Origin of the sequence: Kamptonema animale CS-326 (assembly GCF_028330895.1) — a bacterium.
Taxonomy (GTDB): domain Bacteria; phylum Cyanobacteriota; class Cyanobacteriia; order Cyanobacteriales; family Microcoleaceae; genus Kamptonema; species Kamptonema formosum.
In genome coordinates this window covers 1-2,476 of record NZ_JAQMUA010000280.1, presented here as the reverse complement: position 1 = coordinate 2,476, position 2,476 = coordinate 1, and the positions used below count along the sequence as shown (strand labels likewise).

The window sequence follows — 2,476 nt, the reverse complement described above, 5'->3', positions numbered from 1 at the left end:
TCAGCTTTTCTGTACATGGTGAGGGATGGTGATGCAAGGCTTTTGACCTATTTTACCTGTTTTTCTTGCACCATACTCTCCCTCCGCGATCGCATAACCCAGACTGCATCACCTCCGGGCACTGATTCAGCAAGCCCTATCTATCTCCGAACGCACACCACGAGAAAGTGGCAGAGAGCACAACGCTCCCGTTACAATAAAAACTGAGGCGAATCCTACTCAATTCGCCCTCAAACTTCTTGGAAGATCGTTTCACCTGGGAGTGGGTCTAGCCCACTTTTTTTGTTGGATTGCCTCACGAGACACGGCGAAACCCTTAGTAGAGACAGAGATCGGCTCACGTCTCATAGCAAACAAGGGAAACAAGAGGGAAAGAGGGAAGAGGGAGAATATCCTTCTTCCCTCTTTCTTCTTCCCAGTTCCCGGCCCTGTAGTCCCCAATTTCCTAATATCGACATGACTCATCCCCTGATCCCACAAATCATCGACTTAGCCACCCCCCTTGCGGAAACACTGGGATTGGAAGTAGTGGGGGCAGTATTTCACACCAACCAGAACCCTCCCATTCTGCGAGTGGACATCCGCAACCCGCAGCAAGACACAGGTTTGGAAGATTGCGAACGGATGAGTAAAGCCCTCGAAGAAAAGTTAGATATGGCAGATATCCTCCCCGACGCTTATGTACTAGAGATTTCTAGTCCCGGCCTTTCACGATCGCTTGCGAGCGATCGTGAATTCATATCCTTTAAAGGATTTCCCGTAATCGTCAAAACATCTGAAGCTTACAACGGCTTAAAAGAGTGGGTAGGACAACTAATCCGCCGGGACGAGACAGCAGTTTACATCAATCAAAAAGGGCGGCCAATCGCCATTCCCCGCTCCCTGATTACCCAAGTCCAATTAGACGAACCTAGATAGCTAATTGTTAATTGTTAACCGTTAACTGTTAACTGTTAACTGTTAGTTGTTAGTTGTTGGTTGTTGGTTGTTAGTTGTCAACTGTTAGTTGTTGTTGTTGGTGGTGGTTTTTAGTTGTTAGCGATCAACTGTTAGTTGTTGACTACCACTAAATCAGCAATCACCAATTACCAATTACCAATCACCAATTACCAATTACCAATTACCAATTACCAATTACCAATTACCAATTACCAATTACCAATTACCATTTTCCCAAAACAGGAGATTTTTATATGTCAATGGTTTCTTTGCCCGGACTCAAAGATATGGTCGATGTTATTAGCAAAGAGCGAAACTTACCGAAACACGCCGTTCAAGCAGCCTTGCGCGAAGCCCTCGTCAAAGGTTACGAGCGTTACCGTCGCACGCAGCGCCTCGATCATTTTAGTGAAGAATACTTCGATAACTTTGAAGTAGAACTCGACATTGAAGAAGAAGGATTTCGTGTTTTAGCTACTAAAAGTATAGTCGAAGAAGTCAGTAACCCTGACCATCAAATCGCACTTTCAGAAGTACAAGAAGTTGCCACCGAAGCTCAACTCGGAGACACCGTTATCCTCGATGTAACCCCAGATCAAAACGACTTCGGTCGCATGGCGGCCATCCAAACCAAACAAGTTCTCGCCCAAAAATTGCGCGACCAGCAGCGCAAAATGATCCAAGAAGAATTTAAGGACTTAGAAGAAACAGTCCTCCAGGCAAGAGTTTTGCGATTTGAGAGACAGTCAGCGATCCTCGCTGTTAGCAGCGGTTTTGGTCAGCCAGAAGTAGAAGCCGAACTTCCTAAGCGAGAACAGTTACCGAACGATAATTACCGCGCTAATGCCACCTTTAAGGTTTACCTAAAAAAAGTCGGTGAAGGTGCTACCAGAGGCCCCCAGCTAGTCGTCTCCAGAGCCGACGCAGGCTTAGTAGTTTATCTATTTGCCAACGAAGTCCCCGAAATTGAAGACGGGGTAGTGCGAATTGTCGCTGTCGCCAGAGAAGCAAACCCCCCCTCTCGCCATGTCGGGCCCCGCACCAAAATTGCCGTTGATACCCTCGATCGCGACGTAGACCCCGTAGGAGCCTGCATTGGCGCACGGGGATCGCGGATTCAGGTAGTAGTCAACGAATTACGAGGGGAAAAAATTGACGTGATCCGGTGGTCTCCCGACCCCGCCACCTATATTGCCAACGCCCTTAGTCCAGCACGAGTAGACGAAGTGCGCCTAGTGGCCCCGGAAGGGCGGCGGGCGCATATCCTTGTGGCTGAAGACCAACTGAGTTTAGCCATTGGCAAAGAAGGTCAGAACGTCCGGCTAGCGGCTAGACTGACTGGTTGGAAAATAGATATTAAAGACATTGCCAAATACGATCGCGCTGCTGAAGACAGCAAGTTAGCAGCAGAAGCTTCGAGGTTAGCACTCGCAGCCGAAGAATACGAATCAGATTTTGACGAAGACAGTGAGGAAACTGACGAATCAGATTTTGATGAGAGCGATCGCGAACTTGACGAAACCGAAACCGCCGTCTA

3 protein-coding genes are annotated in these 2,476 nt (G+C 47.9%); all 3 read left to right on the top strand.

What is annotated here, in order from left to right:
• Nucleotides 1–207: hypothetical protein (locus PN499_RS16300; RefSeq protein ID WP_272033119.1), on the top strand; the 207-nt coding region annotated here is incomplete at its 5' end.
• Between the two features lie 249 nt (nt 208–456).
• Complete coding sequence (rimP, locus tag PN499_RS16295) at nt 457–918, top strand: ribosome maturation factor RimP (protein ID WP_272033118.1); 462 nt, start codon at nt 457–459, stop codon at nt 916–918.
• A 275-nt stretch (nt 919–1,193) separates the two neighbouring features.
• Nucleotides 1,194–2,476: transcription termination factor NusA (gene nusA, locus PN499_RS16290; protein ID WP_272033117.1), on the top strand; the 1,283-nt coding region annotated here is incomplete at its 3' end.

What these genes read in the sequence shown, in the direction of transcription:
- rimP (WP_272033118.1), top strand. Translation starts at nt 457, where the DNA reads ATGACTCATCCCCTGATCCCACAAATCATCGACTTAGCCACCCCCCTT.